Annotated in this window: 13 protein-coding genes; 3 read left to right on the plus strand and 10 right to left on the minus strand. The window is 60.9% G+C overall.

Annotated elements, in window-relative coordinates; all coding sequences use genetic code 11:
- Positions 1-21: 21 nt before the first annotated feature.
- The 4 genes from BM317_RS27905 to BM317_RS27920 all read right to left on the minus strand — a co-directional run bounded on the left by BM317_RS27905 (position 22) and on the right by BM317_RS27920 (position 2,373).
- On the minus strand, positions 22-717 hold the full coding sequence (locus BM317_RS27905) for a hypothetical protein (protein ID WP_092477018.1): 696 nt from the start codon (positions 715-717) through the stop codon (positions 22-24).
- 61 nt (positions 718-778) lie between these two features.
- Complete coding sequence (locus tag BM317_RS27910; protein WP_170842342.1) at positions 779-1,264, minus strand: DUF3592 domain-containing protein; 486 nt, start codon at positions 1,262-1,264, stop codon at positions 779-781.
- A gap of 164 nt (positions 1,265-1,428) precedes the next feature.
- Positions 1,429-1,863, minus strand: a complete 435-nt coding sequence (locus BM317_RS27915) for a GNAT family N-acetyltransferase (protein WP_092477020.1) — start codon at positions 1,861-1,863, stop codon at positions 1,429-1,431.
- Positions 1,864-2,007: 144 nt separating this feature from the next.
- Positions 2,008-2,373 carry a DUF6124 family protein gene (locus BM317_RS27920; RefSeq protein WP_092477022.1) on the minus strand — a complete coding sequence of 122 codons (366 nt, stop codon included), beginning with the start codon at positions 2,371-2,373 and terminating at the stop codon, positions 2,008-2,010.
- 492 nt (positions 2,374-2,865) lie between these two features.
- Between BM317_RS27920 and BM317_RS27925 the strand changes: the two genes are divergently transcribed.
- Positions 2,866-4,089: an S-type pyocin domain-containing protein gene (locus tag BM317_RS27925; RefSeq protein ID WP_092477024.1), complete on the plus strand. Its 1,224-nt coding sequence runs from the start codon at positions 2,866-2,868 to the stop codon at positions 4,087-4,089.
- Positions 4,090-4,096: 7 nt separating this feature from the next.
- On the plus strand, positions 4,097-4,351 hold the full coding sequence (locus BM317_RS27930; RefSeq protein WP_092477026.1) for a colicin E3-like toxin immunity protein: 255 nt from the start codon (positions 4,097-4,099) through the stop codon (positions 4,349-4,351).
- A gap of 71 nt (positions 4,352-4,422) precedes the next feature.
- Here the strand turns inward: BM317_RS27930 and BM317_RS27935 are convergent, their stop codons facing one another.
- Positions 4,423-4,776 (minus strand): DUF6124 family protein, encoded by a 354-nt coding sequence (locus BM317_RS27935; protein WP_092477028.1) that lies wholly within the window; start codon positions 4,774-4,776, stop codon positions 4,423-4,425.
- Between the two features lie 496 nt (positions 4,777-5,272).
- On the opposite strand from BM317_RS27935, the gene BM317_RS27940 reads away from it, so the two are divergent.
- Positions 5,273-6,358 carry a sensor domain-containing diguanylate cyclase gene (locus BM317_RS27940; protein ID WP_092477030.1) on the plus strand — a complete coding sequence of 362 codons (1,086 nt, stop codon included), beginning with the start codon at positions 5,273-5,275 and terminating at the stop codon, positions 6,356-6,358.
- On the opposite strand, the gene BM317_RS27945 is transcribed toward BM317_RS27940, so the two are convergent.
- From BM317_RS27945 to BM317_RS30790, 5 genes are all read right to left on the minus strand, one after another.
- Positions 6,342-8,693, minus strand: a complete 2,352-nt coding sequence (locus tag BM317_RS27945; RefSeq protein ID WP_092171667.1) for a TonB-dependent receptor — start codon at positions 8,691-8,693, stop codon at positions 6,342-6,344. The genes BM317_RS27940 and BM317_RS27945 overlap by 17 nt on opposite strands.
- Position 8,694: 1 nt before the next feature.
- A complete protein-coding gene (locus BM317_RS27950; RefSeq protein WP_092477032.1) occupies positions 8,695-11,094 on the minus strand; it encodes a hybrid sensor histidine kinase/response regulator in 2,400 nt (799 codons plus the stop codon).
- Positions 11,094-11,930: a response regulator transcription factor gene (locus BM317_RS27955; protein ID WP_092171659.1), complete on the minus strand. Its 837-nt coding sequence runs from the start codon at positions 11,928-11,930 to the stop codon at positions 11,094-11,096. Before BM317_RS27955 ends, BM317_RS27950 begins: the two co-directional genes overlap by 1 nt.
- Before the next feature lie 474 nt (positions 11,931-12,404).
- On the minus strand, positions 12,405-14,069 hold the full coding sequence (locus BM317_RS27960; protein WP_218189430.1) for a ShlB/FhaC/HecB family hemolysin secretion/activation protein: 1,665 nt from the start codon (positions 14,067-14,069) through the stop codon (positions 12,405-12,407).
- A 96-nt stretch (positions 14,070-14,165) separates the two neighbouring features.
- Positions 14,166-15,437 (minus strand): hypothetical protein (locus BM317_RS30790; RefSeq protein ID WP_218190562.1); only part of this gene is annotated, 1,272 nt, incomplete at its 5' end.

Here is a 15,437-nt window from a genome sequence, read left to right on the forward strand (position 1 = left end):
TCCTGCGGTTTGCCTGAACCTTTACTGCTTCAGATCTTCTATCAGCTTACCCACCGCCAAATCAGACACCCGGGAAAACGCCGCCCGCAGTGCTTCGGGATCGGTGGCGTATTGCTCAGGGGTATAAGCGAGGGTGTTGCTTTCATTGAAGGGCGAAATGGTATTGAAGTTGCGCCAAACCGAAGTGCCACTGCGTTTCATGGAGCCGTTGACGCCAATGACGGGGTAAAGCACGGTGCTGTAGTTTTTCAGGCTAAGTCCCCACTGCGGGACCATGATTTCAACGTCGGCATCAGCTCGTTCACCTTCCGCCACGATGGTGAACATCCCTTCTTGCTTGATGCGCCTCTCGAAGCTTTCACGCACCAGTTGGCCCACATCGATACCGTGGGCTCGCATGTTGTTCAGGATCGCCTGGGAAATATCCATCGTCGCGCCGTCGGCCGCCTTCGTGCCCACGACCGAGCCGGCCCCGGTCAATGCGTTTGTGCCAGCGCTCGATGCGCCGGACGCCATACCCGCTGCGGCACCTGCTCCGGCCCCCAGCCCTGCCCCCCACGCCTGGGTCATGCTCGTGTACTTGAAATTTTCTACCGCAAAGTACACAGGAAGGATCTTGATCGTTTTGATCTGGTGGCGATCCTCAACACTCAAAGACTTGGTTACACAGCCGGAAAGCAGAACGAGCGAAAGCAACGCGAGCATCAACTTTTTCATGGGTGGGGAAACCGATTACCTGGATGAATGGGGGCTCTGGGCGCCATGACCGACAACCGTTTCAATAGAAGCGGTCTTCTTCCTTCATGCGATAAATCCTTCCGAAGGTTACGAAGGAAATCCCGAGGAATACCAATGTCAGCACGACTCCGCCAACCATGATGAAAAAGCCGGAGCGATACGTGTGAAGCTCGGTGGCGATACTGCTGATTTGCGGAAACCAACGTGAGTAGAGCAGCGGAACGTCGCCCCCTACCTCGTACTGATCATGTTCGTTGTAGCGTTGGTCCCCGTATTCGTCTTCATGGACTTGTTGATCACCGTCGACATACCGGTAGTGAATGATGATGCCGTTAGCATTCATCGGGATGCTTTCCAGTTGCGTCACGGTGCCTTTTACCTCGACAGCGCTCCATCGGATCGCCCCATAAATGGACCCGGAGTGTTTCGCCAGGGAGGCCAGGAACAGCAGCACACAGCACGCAACGGTAAGCAGGACTATTCGGTTATAGAGTTGATCTTTTTCAGCTTCACGTGGGTAAAACATGCTCCGGTCCTTCGTATGAAATTCGTCCGCAACTTATCGGCGTGTGATCCGGCAACTTGAGTTTACCTTTCCTGTCCTGAGGCAAGCGCCTTGGCTATCTCACCTCAACAATATCCATTGTTTGGAGTAACAGGACTAAACCGCCCTCACGGGCCAAGTGCCGCTCATACGTTCTCATTATCCGATCGGGTAAACGAATACCGATCGATATCAGACCTGAGTTTCCAGCCTTGGCTATGCCAATAGTTGGCAGCTGTTAGATTGGTCTTGAACACGTCGAGATGACATTTAAGTATTCCGTGTTTCTCCAGACTCGAAAGGCAGCGCTCGACCAACGCATTTGCTATGCCTTGTCGCCGATACTGGGGAAGAACAACCAAATGCTGCAGATAGCCTCTGCGGCCGTCGTGTCCACACATGACGCAACCGCAGAGGACGGCTCCGACTTCAGCCACGAAGCTCATCCCGGGATTTCGTTCCAAGTATTTCGCGGTCGCTTCACGAGAGTCAGCGTCACGGAAGGAGACGCCTGGAGTACGCCTCATGAGGTCGATGACAGCATCGTAATCGTCCATGGTCATGACACGGATATTGGACATTGAGTGAGCCTTGCTGTGTTACCTGGCTGGCCCAGCAGACTAGCAGAAGCCGCTTGATTCGCGTGGGGATCGCCCATGCAGCGCTTTGTCCAAGGAAAGGTCCAGCTGTGCGAGACCTTTCCTGTATTGAGACGAACGCCTCGGCTACCTCACCTCAACAATATCCAACGCCCGATTCGCCAACAGCTCACTCACCTCGATCACCTGCAAAATCCCCAACGCCACATGCCGCCGAGCCCCATCCAGATCAAACGCCAAATCGTTGATCATGGCATTCGCCGACGCCAGGTTCTCACTGAGATTCGCCAGCAAACACTCAGAATCAACCCCAGGGTCAATCCGTAAAATGGAGTCGGTCTTGTCAGACGTTTCGTCCTTAGGCTTGGGCTTCAGGTAGTAATCCAGGGCACGAGTGGCCGCTTCGTCGAGCTTTTTGTTGCGAGCCGATTGGGCACGTGATGTGGGTTCATCTGTATCTGTAACTGGAGGATTCGGGGTAATTTTGACCATAGCCTTAGCTCTCTTTGGGTTGGGCTACGTCCCGCTCGCGACTAAACGATTGGGAGGCAGCTGTACGCAGGTTAGTCGACCGACGAGCTAAGGAATCGGCGCGCCCGAAGGCGCCCTGCGCACAGCCACCATCGAGTGCAGGGATGGGGATACCTGACTGATGGACGCTTGAGCGACTTAGCAACGACGGGCGACTAAACCCGATCACTGATGAGCAGTGACAGGTCCCAAACTACCGACGCAACCCAAGGCGAACAAGCCGGCGGATTCTGGCGCAGTTGTAGGCAAAGGCGCAAGGCGATGTCGGCTGGCGAGTTGTGGACGCCCACTGGCTGACAGTCCCATCTGACGTTTCAGATTGCTCCGCCCCTCAACAGCCAGCCCTACCTGTATTGAGGAAACCGGAACAACCACTTCAAGAAACCTCCTACATCGCGCCCCTCTCTTGTCGCGTTAGCGTCTGTCCTGCATTTAGCGGACGAGACTCACTACGTGGCGACACGCAAAAAAGACATCCCCCAGGTTCGCAACCCGCCCGGTGGTGACGGGCATCACCTCACTTATCGGGACATAAGCGCCAGCGAACTGGCCGAGCGCGACGCCCTGCAGCAGGCTTATGAAGCCATGCTTGCCCGCCAGGCAGCTTACGAACAAACGCGCTGGGCCACGATGGATAGCAAGCCGTTATCCAGCATGACCGGAAGCGTGTTTGCCAAGAGCTGCAAGCTCCCCAACGGCATCATCGACTACAGCAACCCCAACGGCTATGTCCCGGCGGATCTGGTCAAGCAGTACGGTGAGCTCATGTGGCTCGGGGGCAGGAGCGCCGACCCATCCGGCACAATCCCCCTCAAGCGGATCGGCACTGGCACGGTACCCGTTACCTTGGGCAGGCTCGCGCTGGGCGGTTCGGCAACTTCCGCGGCTGCCGCTGCCGGCGGTACCGTCGGCGCAGCCCTGCTGACAGGTATCGTCGCCCTACTCTGGCCGTCCAATCTGGGCGACAGCGCGCTGTACAGCGAAGACCAGCTACGGGACCTCAAGCAGGCCCGCAGCCGCATGCGCCTGAGCATCGAGCAGCAGGCCGATGGCAGTCTCAAGGGGTATGGCTTCTACACCGGCCAGAACCGCGATTGGGAAATGGTCGATGTTGTCCAATTCACCCCGCGGGCCGATCAATTCGTCGCCGACCTGGGTGATGGCATCGAACTGATCTGGACCCCGGCCACCGACCCGTCCGACACCCTCGGCATCCCCGCCCTGGAAGCGGCGCCCCAGGTACCTAACATCTGGATCTATCCGCCGACGCCGGTGGCCGACAGCATTATTGTCGATCCGATCTATCCGCCGGAGTATAGGGATTTCATTCTGGTATTTCCGGCAGATTCGGGGGTTCGGCCGGTTTATGTGGTCGCCTCTGTCAGGCGAAGCGGTAACGCCGATCATGACTATCATCCCGCACCAGAAACCGAAGAAATCACCGGCTTCTCAAATCTCGAATCGGTAAAAAAGAAAACACCAAAACAAGCAGGGGCAGGACTAAGAGAGCGATGGACTGATCCTAAAGGAAGGACCATTTATGAATGGGACTCCAGACATGGTGAGCTAGAGGCATATCGCGCAAGCGATGGAAGTCATTTAGGCGCGTTCGATCATAGGATGGGTCTGCAGGTAGGTCAGGCTAGAAAAAACCGCAACATCAAAAAGTATTTGTGAGGATTCAATGGGCTTGAAACTGAGATTGGATTGGTATGACAAAAAAACCGAACTGGCTGGAGGCAAAGAGTATTCGAAGGATATGGGAGATGATTTGTCGGTGATCACCGCGTTGGAGCTGGGAAGCGAACCAGAAATATATGACGGAGGCTTTGATGTGCTCGCTGGATGGATACCAATCATCCAGCCCTTCTTTGACCATCCAATCGACCCAGACAAATTCGACTATCAAATCGCATTTCGATACCGAACCCATTGGTAATCCGGTAATGTTTCGGACAAGAAAGGCCTAGCTGCGCAAGACCTTTCTTGTCCTGAGGGCTAGCGCCTCGGCTACCTCACCTCAACAATATCCAACGCCCGGTTCGCCAACAGCTCACTCACCTCGATCACCTGCAAAATCCCCAACGCCACATGCCGCCTTGACCCATCCAGATCGAACGCCAAATCGTTGATCATGGCATTCGCAGACGCCAGGTTCTCACTGAGATTCGCAAGCAAACACTCAGAATCAACCCCAGGGTCAATCCGTAAAATGGAGTCGGTCTTGTCAGACGTTTCGCTCTTAGGCTTCAGGTAGTAATCCAACGCTCTCGTGGCAGCGTCGTCGATTTTCTTGTTGCGGGCAGACTGAGCACGGGAGACGTGTTCGTTCGTATCAGGGGGGTTCGGCGTATCTTTTACCATCGTCTTGCTTCCTGTAGTTGGAGCCATCACCCACTCGCTGCTAAACGATGGGAGGCAGCTGTACGCAGGTTAGCAGACCGGGGAAACAAGAAGCCGGCGCGTCCGGGGACGCCCTGCGCACAGCCACCATCAAATGCAGGAAGGGAATCCTGACTGGATGACGCCTTGCACAACCTGTTTCACCGCGAGCTGCTAAACCCGATCACTGATGAGCAGTGACAGGTCCCAAACTACCGATGCAGCCCAAAGCGAACAAGCCGGCGGATTCTGGCGTAGTTGTAGGCAAAGGCGCAAGGCGACGTCGGCTGGCGAGTTGCGGACGCCCAATGGCTGACAGCTACGGCTGACGTTCCTACAACCGAGGTAAAAAATCTTTCCGTTACATCCCCTCCCGCAAAACCCCCATCCGCTCCAGCAAAGCCCCTCACAAATACCTACCCCGATAATGCCTTCTTTCCACACCCCCTAGCGCTACAACCGAGCATCGTGTTTCCCCATGAACCTACGCACCTTCATCCGTCGCTACTGCCTGGATTCCAGGCTCGCCACGAATGCCCTGACCCGCCTGCACCGGGCGTTTTCCTCCCTGGCCCGCTACCTGGCGCAACAGGGCTTCGACGACAAGGCCTGGCCGGCCACCCGCGACGAAGGCGCCCTGGACCATCGTCTCGACACCGTGCGCCCGGAGCTGGCCGCCACGGTGTTCAGCCACGCTCGGGAGGGGGTCATCCTGGTTGACCCGTACGGCCGGGTCATCGCCGTGAACGAGGCCTTCACCCGCCTCACCGGTTACGGGCAAGACGAGGTGCAGGGCCGGGATTTGAACGCCCATCGCATGGTGCGTCGGCTCGCGGCGTTTTATGCGCCGATGAAGAATGCGCTGGATTTCCACGGGCATTGGTCCGGTGAAATTCAAAGCAATCACAAGGATGGCCGGGAGATGACGTCGCGCATCAGCATCAGTGCGGTGCATGACCGGCATGGCAATGTGCAGCACTATGTGGCGTTGTTCAGCGACATGACGCAGATGAAGCAGCGCCTTCAGTTACTGGAGCGTGACGCTCGGCATGACGCGCTCACGCAACTGCCCAACCGGTTGCTGTTGACCGAACGGATGCGCCAGGCCCTGGGCAAGGCCGCTCTCTATCAGCAGAAAGTGGCCATCGCGTTTATCGACCTCGATGGGTTCAAGGCGCTCAACGACAGCTATGGCCATGACTGGGGTGATCGGGTGTTGCAGATTGTCGCGACACGGATCAATGCCACGTTGCGTGAAGGCGATACCTTGGCGCGCCTCGGTGGCGATGAGTTCGTGGCGGGGCTGGTGGGTTTGCAGGCGGTGGAGGACAGCGAGCCGTTGCTCAAGCGGATGCTGGCGGCGGCCAATGCGCCGATCTTGATCGGCGCGCAAACGGTGGAGATTGCCGCCAGTATCGGCGTGGCGTTTTTTCCGGAGCATGGGCAGGAGATCGATGGGCTGATCAGCAAGGCAGACCAGGCGATGTACCTGTCGAAAAAGGCCGGCGGCAATCGTCTGGCGTTTTGTCCGACGCGGTTTATTTCGCTCAATAGCGAAGCCTGACGGTGGTGCCGAGGGTTCGTTCGCTGCCGGTCATGACGCCATAGTCACCGGCGCCGAGCAGTGAATAGACGGCGGTGATGTAGTTGCGGTCGAAGACGTTGCGCACCCAGCCTTCCACTTCCCAGGTGCGGTCCTGGCTGCGCAGGCCCAGGCGCAGGTTGGTGAGGCCGTAGCTGGGTTGATAGCTGCCTTCGCCGCCTTCGAGGGTGCCGGAGTAGCCGGTGCGGAAGCTGTAGTCGATGCCGCTGAAGGCTTCCAGCCCATAAGGCAGCGGATGGGTGTGGTCGAGGCCGCTGCTGAGGTTCCATTCCGGCGCATTGTAGAGGCGGTCACCGCTGAGGTCGCAGGTCCATTGGCCCGAGGCCGGCGGGCACGGGGCGTTGGGGAAGCTGCGGTAGCGCGCATCGCTCCAGGCCAGGCCCAGGCGCCCGGTGAGTCGGGGGGTGAGTTGCCAGGCGGAATCCAGCTCGATGCCACGCAGGCGGACCTTGCCGACGTTGATCAGGTTGTCCCGCAGCGGTGGCGCGAACATGGATGTCGGCGGGCTGTAGGTGAGCGCCTGGTAGTTGTCGACGTCGGTCTGGTAGACGGCGAGGTCGAGCAATGCGCGCTCATCCCAGAAACGCGTCTTCATGCCCAGTTCCAGGGACGTGGCGCGCTCCGGCTCGAAGGTGGGCGCGGTGAACGGGCCGACTACGTCGAAGTTGATGCCCCCGGCCTTGTAGCCCCGCGACCAACTGACGTAGCCCATCACCCCATCGCTGAAGCGGTAGCTGGCGCTGAGGAGGCTGGAGACGTTGTTTTCCTTTATCGAATCCTCGCGGTAATAACCACCACCGAGGGCAATGTCGCGCAGCAACTGTCCACCGGCCTGGAACACCGGCGGCAACCCCGTCAGCGGGGCGAGGTTGCTGACGTCGCGGGAGATCCAGCCGTCCTTGCGCTCCTGGCTGTAGCGCAGGCCGCCGGTGAGTTCCAGCGGGTCGATCGGGCGCCAGGAGAGCTGGCCGAAAATGGCTCGGCTGTCGCCCTTCTGCTCGCCGTCATAGCGTTGCCGGGCGCCGTCCAGCAGCATCGCCGGCACCTGCTTCGGATCGGTGAACGTGATGCCGTAGAGCTTTTGCAGTTGCTCAAGTTGATCGCCGACAAACCAGGGCGCGGCGTCCTTGCCGAATTCGGCGTCGATCTCCCGGTCGAGCTGTTGGCGCAGGTAATACAGCCCGGCCACATAGTCGACGGAAGAACCGACCGTGCCGGACAGGCGCCATTCCTGGCTGAACTGCCGGTGGCCCAGCTCGGTTTCGGACTCGGCCACGGACAGCGCGGTGCTATCGCTGTCGCGGGTGGCGCGGTAGTCCCAGTCGCGGTAGGCGGTGATGCTGGTGAGGCGCATCGCCTCGTCCAGGTCCCAATTCAATTCCAGTGAGACACCGTTCTGCAGGGTTTGCGGATGACCTGGCGCGTCGATGCCTGCCTCGCGCTTGTAAGGGTCGGGCTCCGCCAACGGATAGCCGAGGAACTGGGCGCGCTTGCGGGTCTGCTGGCTGTAGTGATTGACCAGCAGGACGTTGCCGGCCTCGTTTTGCTCGGCATAGTCGGCGATCAGGCGGGCGCTGAAGTCCGGGGTCGGCGTCCACAGTAACTGGCCGCGCAGGCCATGGCTGTCGGCGTCGCCGAGGCGGGCGCCGTCTTGCAGGTTTTCCACGGCGCCATCGGTGGAACTGTCGAAGACATTGAGTCGGCCGGCGAGCACGTCGTCCTGCAACGGTCCGGAAACCGTCCCGCGATACTCCCGCAGGCCGCGCTCGCCGTAGCTGGCTTCGAGGTTGGCTTCGGGCTGAAAGGTTGGCTGGCGGGTGATGATGTTCAGCGCGCCCGCCGTGGTGTTCTTGCCGAACAAGGTGCCTTGCGGCCCGCGCAGCACTTCGATGCGTTCGATGTCCATCAACTCGGTGAAGGCCATGCCCTGGCGCGCCTGGTAAACGCCATCGACGTAAGTGCCGACGCTGCCTTCCAGGCCATCGTTGTAGGCGGTGGCGCCGAAGCCGCGCAGGCCGAAGCCGGCATAACGGGCGTCGTGACCGGACACCACCAGGCCGGGCACGCGCTGTTGGATGTCTTGCAGGCGGTGCAGGCCGGCCTCGTCCAGTTGCTCGCCGTAGAGGACGTTGATCGGGATCGGCACGTCTTGCGGATCTTCCTCGCGGCGGCGAGCGGTGACGGTGGTTGCGTCGAGCGTGAGGGCGCTGGGCGCCGCTAGTTCGGCCTGGGCCGACACCCAGGGCAACGTCGAAAGGCCGCCGAGCAAGAGCAGCCGATAACCCAGACCCGGCATGCTAGAACTCCCGAGCCATCGTGCGATGCACCGTGTCCGTGCAAGCCAGTGTTTTCACCCACGCCAGCAATTCACGGCTGTCGGCGGGCTTGAGCAGGACCGCGTCGAAGGCCAGGTCCTTTGGATAGTCCTGCGGCCTGCGTGGCGGCACCGCCGAATAGAGCATCACCGGCAGATGGCGCCAACGCTCGCGCACTTGGCGCAGCAGCGCCCAACCATCCATGCCGGGCATCATCTGGTCGCTGATCAGCAGGTCGATCGGCTGCTGCGCCAGGCAGGCCAAGGCGTCTTGACCGTTCGTTGCGATGCTGACATCGAAACCGTAACCGGCCAGCAAGTCGTAGAGCCATTCGCTGTTCTGCTCGACGTCGTCCACCAGCAGAACGTGTTTGCCCTGGCCGTCAAACGGCGTGGCGTTGTTGTCGACGATGCCGTTTTCCAGGTCGTGCTCGTCGGCGCATGTCAATTGCAGACGGAAACTGAAGTGGCTGCCCTGCCCGGTGGCTTGGGGTTCGAGGCGGCTGTCCATGCGTTCCAGCAGTTGGGTGACGATGGACAGGCCCAGCCCGCTGCCTTCATAGCGCTGGGCATTGCGGCCGCGGCGGAACGGTTGCAGCAGTTGTTCGAACTCTTGCGGGTCGATGCCGATGCCAGTGTCGATCACGCTGAAGCGCAGCTCCACGGTGTTGGTGGTCGCGCCCGGGGCCCAATCCACTTCGAAGCGGATCTGGCCGTTGCGGGTGAATTTCGCCGCGTTCGCCAGCAGGTTCATGAGCACCTGCCGAAGGCGCTTGAAGTCGGCCTCCACCAGTGGTGGCAGATCATCGGCCAGCACCGCCTCGAAGGTGTTGCCCTGGCGTGCGGCGAGAAAGCCCGCTTCGTCTGCAATCTCGTTGAGGAACCCGTACAGGTAGCCCGGCGCAAGGGTCAGTTGCATTTGCTCCAGCTCGCCACGGGAAAACTCGAGCATCTCGTCGATCAGCTCCAGTTGCTGGCGGGCGTTGCGCTCGATCGTGGCCTGATAGTCGCGGTTGGGCCCGGCGTGCAGCAGACGCGCATAGTCGATGATGCGCACCAGCGGCGAGCGCAGGTCGTGACTGATGCGCGCCATCAACGCGCTGCGGGCCGCCAGGGAGTCGCGCAACTGCGACGTGCGCAGGGCCACGGTGCTTTCCAGGCGTTCGTGCTCGGCCTGGCGTTGTTGTTCGAGGGTGGTCAGGGCGTGTTTTTCGCGGTTGCGGCTGCGGGCCACTTCCATGATCAACGTGCACACCAGCAACGCCACGCCCGGCAGTGTGGACGATAAGCTGTATTTGCTTTGGGGCGACTGCCAGGGCAATTGTTCCTGGGGGAAAAGCATTCGCATCAGCAATTGTGCAAGCAAGAGCCCCGACACCAGCCAGGCCAGCCAGCTGTAGCTCAGTCGTCTGCGCCAGGCCATGAACAGCGTGACGAGCAGCACCCCGTAGAAACTCATGAGGGACATCTGGACGATTTGCGCGCCCTGGACGGAATCGACTTTTAGCCACCAGAGCCGGCCGAGCACACACCCCGACAGCGGCAGCCAATAGCTCCAGCCAATGACTTTGGGCAATGCGGACACCTGCAACAGCACGCGGAAGTAGGCGAGGAACAGGACGAACGAGATTGCGCTGGCGCAGGTCAGCAGCTCCCGAGTCCAGCCCAGCGCTGTGGGCCAGTAGATCAGGTAGCCGTTGAGGATGCAGGTCAGCAGGATGTAGCTCAGGACCGCGCCCGCATTCACGCTCAGCAATCGGGAGCGCAGGATCCAGCCGACGATGAAGCCGAATGGCACAACCAGCAGGACGATGCCGAGGGCGAGCCCGTCGCTCAGGTAAGTCTGCTGCTGACTGCGCAGCAGCGCCGGTTCGGACCACAGCTCCGGCTCCAGCAACAGCTGGAAATGGCTCGTCACACGGACGAACACCGTGACGCTCTCCCCCGCCGCCAGCGAGACCGGGAATGCCGGCTGACGCGCTGCCGGCTGGGGCCATTCGGCCAAGGGATAGGCGCCTCCGGCGTGGGCATCACGCCAGCGCCCGGCTGAAGATTGAAAGACGCGGATATCGTCCAGGCGCGGCGCCCCGACCACCAGCAAGCGCGAACACGCCACATCGCTGGAATTGGTGAGCTGCCATTTCAACCAGAAGGCGGAGCGGCTGTAGCCTTGGCTCGGCCAGCGCGGGGTTGCGGGATTGAAACGGGTGTCGGGCAGGCGGGCGACTTCTTCGAGACTCAAGCGGGCCTGGGCGTCTTCGAAAATCTGCGCCGCAGGCATCAGGTCCAGACGGTCAGCCCGGCACAGTTCCACGGGCGCGGCGTGGAGCAATCCGGCGGACAACAAGGCAATCGTCAGCACCAGGAACTGTAGGAGCCGCATCAGGCGCGCCCGACCGACTCTGTATCAACGAGGCCCAGGGTCTGCTGGCGAAACTGGCTGGGCGTCATGCCGATTCGCTGTCGAAACGCCGTGGTGAAGTTGCAGGCATTGCGAAAGCCCACCACTTCGGCGACGTCCTGCACACTCATGGCGCTTTCGGAGAGCAGTTCCTGGCCGCGCCGCAACCGTGCGTCGCGAATATAGGCAAACACGGTCATCCCCAAGTGTTCGCGGAAAATGGCGGAGAGGCGTTTTTCATGAGTGCCGACTTTTTGCGCGAGCATGCCCAGGGACGGTATGTCGTCCAACTGGTTTTCGATCAGTCGCATCGCCGCGCGCAGCACGATTTCATCGCCCTGGGGTTGCGGATCGGCCGGGTGGTCCGCAATGGGCGGTGGCGCTCGCCAGGTCAATTGCAGATGGATCCTGATGCGCGCCAGGACTTCTTCCGGGGCACAGGATTTGGGGATGTAGTCCACCGCGCCTACGGTCAACCCTTCCAACCGCTCCAACGACGTATTGGCCGACGACAGAAACAGGATCGGGGTATGCCGGGTGGCCGGTGCCTCGCGTAATAACCGGCACAGGCTGAAACCGTCCATTTGCGGCATGTGCACATCCAGGACGATCAGGTCCGGGCGCAGGGCAAGGGCGCGTTGATAACCCTGATAGGCATCGCTGGCCAGGGAAATGCGCCAGGGCTGGGTCTTCAACAGAATGAGCGTGGCGCGAATGTCTTCAGGGACATCGTCGATCAGCAGAATATGCGGCAACGGCTCGGACGCCGCCACGCCTGCCGCCGTCAATACCTGCCTTTCGTATCGTCCGTTGTCCATTCGCCAGGTCTCTTCTTGTGTATAGCCAGGTCGCTGTCGCGCAATTGCCAAGGGAGGAAGCACGTATCGGGCCGGCAACAAACCGATATAGCGGCAGATCGAGTGAGAACTGAAGCTATCAAATTTTTAACGGGCGTTAAACGGTCGTCCCCTCGGGGCGCCTACCGATACGGGGCGTTACGGGCGGGGCGCAGGGGCGTGTGGCGAGGGAATATCGAACGAGAGGGGGTTATGCCTGGAAAAAGCCCAGGCGCGGTGGCCAACGGGGTTGATGCAGCTCACTAAACCGTGGCGAGGGGATTTATCCCCGTTGGGCTGCGTAGCAGCCCTCAAATCAAGCACCTCGGTGTGCCAGGAAGATGGAGTTTGCTGCTTTGGGGCTGCTTAGCAGCCCAACGGGGATAAATCCCCTCGCCACAGGTTTGTTGAACGGCTTGAATGAACAGTAAATGCCTTCAGGTCGCCTTGAAACGTTTAGAACTGGTAACCGATCTGCGCGAGCAGTTGCGGGTTTTCCTGGCGCGTATCGCTCTGCGCTTCGCCGCCGGAGTGGCGCCAGGCGACCGTTGCGTCGAACGAGAGTTGGCCGTATTGAGCGCGCAAGCCCACACCGCCGCCGGAGATGCTGCGGGTGTTTTTCTCATCGGCCCACTCGTCGTGGTTGATGCGCACCTTGCCGGCGTCCCAGAACAGGTAGGGCGTGAGCTTGTCGATCGGGTAGCGAAGCTCGATCTGGGTCAGCATGCCTTCGTCGCCCGAGGCTTCGCTTTGGGGATAAGCCCGCACGCCGTCGATGCCGCCGAGGCTGAAATCTTCGGACGAGTCCAGGTTGTCGCTGCTCCATTGCCCAAGGACACGGGCGAAGAGCGTGAAGTTGGCCGGCAGCGCTTGCAGGCGCGCGAGGTCGACGTTCACTTTGCTGAACTGGCCTTCGGTCTGAGCGGTCTGGCGGTCACCCTCGCGCAGGGCCGAATCCAGTTTCAGGTCACCGTAGGTCAGCGTCGCGCCGCCGTAGGTGATGCCGCCGCCGAATACGGTGTCCCTCACGTCAAATTGCAAACTGATGGGCAGCGTGTCACTGCTTTTTTCGAAGCTGAGGCCCAACACTTCGTACTTATCCTCGAGTTCCTTGTGCTGGTATTGCCCAGCCAACATGAGGTTCGCCTGGTTGCTGCGCAGGAGCGGGTAGCTCAAGCCGATGCTGCTGACCTCGGCGGTACCGGTGGCCCCCAGGTCGGCGAATTCCGCACCCAGGTCGTAAGCGCTCTGGGCGTAACCCACGTTGCCGCGCAGGCCGGAGGTGCCCAATGGCATCGAGTAGCCGAGGCTGCCGAAATACAGGTCTTCATCGGTGGCCATCACCGCGGCGCTGAGCCGGTCGCCCAACATCAGCGGGCTGTTCCAGTCGCCTTGTACCGTCAGGCGATTGCGCCCCGAATAACGATTGCCATGGTTGTCCAGGGTGGCCTTGCCCTCGAAGGCCTCGGTCTTGCTCACTTTGGCATCGAGATCGCCCGTTCCGAGCGCCTCACCTGGCCGGATCACCGGACGAACAGCCACGCCTGGCAAGTCCGAGAGCACCAATATGCTGCGCTCCAGCCGGTCACGCTCGATCACATCGCCCGGTTGCAAGTCGTCCAGGAACGGCTGCGCCTGTGCGGCCAGTTTCGCATCGTCGTTGGTGGCGGTGATTTTTCCATAACGGCCTTCGATCACCGCGATGGTCAGTTCACCGTTGGCCATGCGTTGGGCCGGCAAATAGGCACGTGCAAACGGGTAACCCTGCTCACGGTAATAAAGCGTGACCTGCCGGGCCACTTCCCGCAGCTCGTCCAGGTCATGGGCCCGACCGATAGCCGGGGCGACGACGCGTTGCAGGCTGGCCTCGTCGATGCGCGTGTTGTCGGTGAAATGGACAGCGTTGAGCTGGACCTTGGCGCCGCCGACTTTTTCCTGCTCTGGTTGTGGTGCGTCTATATCCAGGCGAATGCTTTGCGGCAGTTCCTGCTGCGGAATCGGCAGTTCCTGCAGAATACGGCCGGCGTCGGGGATCGGGCGTGCCGGCAGGGTCGCCGCCCAGGCCGGGGAAGTGGACAACAACGCCAGACCGGCCGCGCAGGACATCAGTTTGTTTTGCATGGGATCAATCTCGAATAATTCGGGTTGCCGGAGCCCATGACCACGTCCGGGGACGTGGCCAAGGGTCCTTCAAATGAAAGAGGTGGATGTCAGGAATCAGGGACGCATGGCCAAGCTCGGCAAGCGCACACCGCCGCGCACGACGAACACGGTCTGCGGTGGGTAGGCCGCACAGGCACCGCCTTCGGATACGCCGCCATCGGAGCAGACGTTCCCGGCCAGTTCCCGCTCGCTGGCGGTGTCCTCGGCCTGGGCAGCCGAATCGCTGTCGCCAGTATTGCCGCTGGCACGAGTGCCGCCCTGGTCCACCAGCAGAAGTCCGCCGTCTTCGACCCCGTAGTCAGACCAATTAGCCGGTTTCGGCTGGGCTGGGTTGAGCTCCGGTGCATGGGGCGAACTCACCTCTGCGCCGACGCGTGTGGCATCGGCGACGCTCTGCCGCACGGCGTCGTAATCAACCGACGGCGTCACGGTGAGATTGGCGTTGGCCGGACTGCTCACGATCAGGTAACCGAGGTCAGCCAGCCCGCCAATGTTGATCAGGTGCGAACCCGGGCCTTGAGTGCCTACCGAATACAGTGGGTTGCCGAGCATCGGCTTGGTGTCGCCGTTCCACAGGCCGTTGGCGTCATAACCGGCGATACCGCCGCCGTTGAACGTGGTTTGGCCATCGAACACCTTGGTCTGGGTGGTCGCGCCGTTAGTGGACACCACCAGGACGGGCTGCTCGCGGTAAACGGCATGCACGCCTGTGTTGCCCAGGGCCCTGCCGAAATTGCTCTGTTGCTCGTCACTGTTGTAGCGGAAATTACCGCTGCCACTGCCGACCACATCCACCATGCCGGTGCTGCCAGCGAGGCTACCGGTGTAGATCACCGCCCGGCCGCCGGCGCCGGTCGATACCGTCACGCCCGCGTCGGCCTTCACGTCACCGCCCGCAGCCACGCCCGCCGAAGCGGATTGACCGGCGTTGAGCACGATCGCATCGGCGGCATTGCTGGTGGTGCTGACGTTCTCGGTCAGGATGATATTGCCGGTGGTCGTCACAACCTGGACTTTGCCGGTGTTGCCGATACCGACGATCTGATCCAGCCGGGTGCCGTCCAGTGCCGTCTCGGTCAGCGTGCCGACGGTGACGTCGGCCCGATTGACGAAGCTGACATCCTTCGCTCGGCTGGCGATATCGCCGACCCAGTTGCTGGCGTTGCGCAGATCGAAATTCCCGCCCTTGAGCGCCAGGCCATCGGCGGTGATATTGCCGTTGGCATCCTGGGTGGTCTTGCCGCTGATGTTCAGGAACACGTTGCCGCGGGTGGCCAGTGCCTCGTTGATCGCCAAGTCGCCTTGGGTGCCGATGCTGACGTCACC

Origin of the sequence: Pseudomonas sp. NFACC24-1, assembly GCF_900115235.1 — a bacterium.
Taxonomy (GTDB): Bacteria; Pseudomonadota; Gammaproteobacteria; order Pseudomonadales; family Pseudomonadaceae; genus Aquipseudomonas; species Aquipseudomonas fluorescens_AA.